Here is a 2387-nt window from a genome sequence, read left to right on the forward strand (position 1 = left end):
TTGGTTTCGGCGAAACATCGCCGGCTGGGCCTTTGGTTTCGGCGAAACATCGCCGAAACATCCCTGCCCCGGATCGGAAACACCACGCCGACATCCTCGTCGACGACGTCGAAGGCGGCCGCTACCTTCGACGCTCCCCGAAGGAGAACACGTTGGACATCGATCCCGCCGCCACCGCGTGGCTGCTGACCAGTACCGCACTCGTGCTGCTGATGACACCGGGACTGGCGATCTTCTACGGCGGCATGGTCCGAACCACCGGCGTGCTCAACATGATCATGATGAGCTTCATCTCCATACCTCTGGTGACGGTGGCCTGGCTGCTGCTGGGTTACAGCCTGGCGTTCTCCGACGGTTCGACCGGCTTGGTGGGCGGCCTCTCGCATGTCGGAATGGCCGGTATCGGCCCGGACTCCGTGCACGGATCCGTTCCGGAACTGCTCTACGTCACATTCCAACTGAGTTTCGCCATCATCACCGCGGCGCTGATCAGCGGCGCGATCGCAGACCGGGCCAGGTTCGCGGCCTGGATGGTGTTCGTGCCGGTCTGGTCGATCGCGGTGTACGCGGTTGTCGCGCACTGGGTTTGGGCACCGGGCGGGTGGCTGTTCAAGATGGGCGTACTCGACTACGCCGGTGGCCTGGTGGTCGAGATCGTGTCCGGGGCCTCCGCGCTCGCGCTGGCGCTGGTTCTCGGACCGCGGCTCGGGTTCAAGCAGGAGGCGATGCGCCCGCACAATCTGCCGTTCGTTCTGCTCGGTGTCGGACTGCTGTGGTTCGGCTGGTTCGGGTTCAACGCCGGTTCGGCGTTGGCCGCCGACGGGATGGCGGCGGCGGTGTTCCTCAACACCCTCGTCGCCGGTTGCCTGGGAATGCTGGGCTGGCTCACCGTGGAGCGGATCCGCGACGGCAAGCCCACCACGTTCGGCGCGGCGTCGGGAATCGTCGCCGGCCTGGTGGCCATCACGCCGTCATGCGGAACGGTGTCGACCTTCGGCGCGGCGGTCGTCGGCGCGGCGGCCGGCGTCGTGTGCGCCTTCGCGGTCGGCCTGAAATTCAAACTCAACTACGACGACTCGCTCGACGTCGTCGGCGTCCACTTCGTCGGCGGTGTGGTCGGCGTGCTGCTCATCGGACTGCTCGCCACCGCGGTGATGACCGGCGGGCCCCGAGGTCTGTTCTACGGCGGGGGACTGGCCCAGCTGGGCAAGCAGGCACTGGCTATGGCCGTGGTCGCGGTGTACGCATTCGCCGTCAGCTACGGCCTGGCCAGACTGGTGGACCGGTTCATGGGCTTCCGGCTCAGCGCGGACGACGAGGCCAGCGGTGTGGACTTCACCGAGCACGCCGAGACGGCCTACGCCGAGGGCGTGCACGGCCATCAGCAGGTGCGCCGGCCGCTGTTCGGCGACCGGGACGCCTTCCGCAGGACGCAGAACACCGAAGAAGCCTGACGTGGCCGGGGCGCCGCGGCCTCGGTACGATGCCGCACATGCCGCTGGCTAATGGCGAGGTCTTCGCGGGTTATCGGATTCTGCGACCGCTCGGCTTCGGCGGCATGGGCGAGGTCTACCTGGTGCAGCACCCGCGACTGCCCCGGCAGGACGCGCTGAAGATCCTGCCCGCCGAGATGTCGGCCGGTGCGGATTTCCGTGCCCGCTTCAACCGGGAGGCCGAACTGGCGGCGTCGTTGTACAACCCGCACATCGTCGGCATCCACGACCGCGGAGAGTTCAACGGCCAGTTGTGGATTTCGATGGACTTCATCGACGGACCCGACGCCGGACGCCTGCTGCGCGAGCAGTACCCGAACGGAATGCCCCCACGAGACGTCGTCGAGGTCGTCGCCGCGGTCGCCGACGCCCTGGACTATGCGCATTCACGCGGCCTGCTGCACCGCGATGTCAAGCCGCCGAACATTCTGCTGACCCATCCCGAACGCGGCCGGCGCCGAATCCTGCTCGCCGACTTCGGGATTGCCCGTGACGCGGCCGAGACCACCGGGCTGACCGAGACCAACATGACCGTCGGCACGGTCAACTACGCGTCCCCCGAGCAACTCATGGGGACGGCCGTCGACGGGCGCGCGGATCAGTACGGTCTGGCGGCGACCGCCTACCATCTGCTCACCGGGACGCCGATGTACGGGTCATCGAACCCGGCGGTGGTGATCGGGCAGCATCTCAACGCGCCGCCGCCCAGGTTGGGCGACTACCGGCCTGCGCTGGCCGCGCTGGATCCGGTGCTCGCCAAGGCGCTGGCCAAGAATCCCGCGGATCGTTTCCGCACCTGCACCGAGTTCGCCAACGCCCTGCGGCAGGCCGCGGAGGGCTCGCGGCGGCAGTGGCCGGCGCCCGCCCCGGCCGTCGCGCCGCCCCGGCCGCCCG

General features: G+C 68.4%; 2 protein-coding genes. Both read left to right on the top strand.

What is annotated here, in order from left to right; translation table 11 throughout:
• The first annotated feature begins 212 nt into the window (after positions 1-212).
• Entirely contained in the window at positions 213-1454 is a 1242-nt protein-coding gene (locus tag ADBZ5U_RS12865; protein ID WP_526810771.1) for an ammonium transporter, read from the top strand.
• Between the two features lie 38 nt (positions 1455-1492).
• A partial coding sequence (locus ADBZ5U_RS12870) for a serine/threonine-protein kinase (RefSeq protein WP_526810769.1) occupies positions 1493-2387 on the top strand: 895 nt, incomplete at its 3' end.

Origin of the sequence: Mycobacterium sp. (assembly GCF_040398885.1) — a bacterium.
Taxonomy (GTDB): Bacteria; Actinomycetota; Actinomycetes; order Mycobacteriales; family Mycobacteriaceae; genus Mycobacterium.

Coding starts and splice junctions, on each gene's coding strand:
- ADBZ5U_RS12865 (WP_526810771.1), top strand. CDS start 213: ATGACACCGGGACTGGCGATCTTCTACGGCGGCATGGTCCGAACCACC.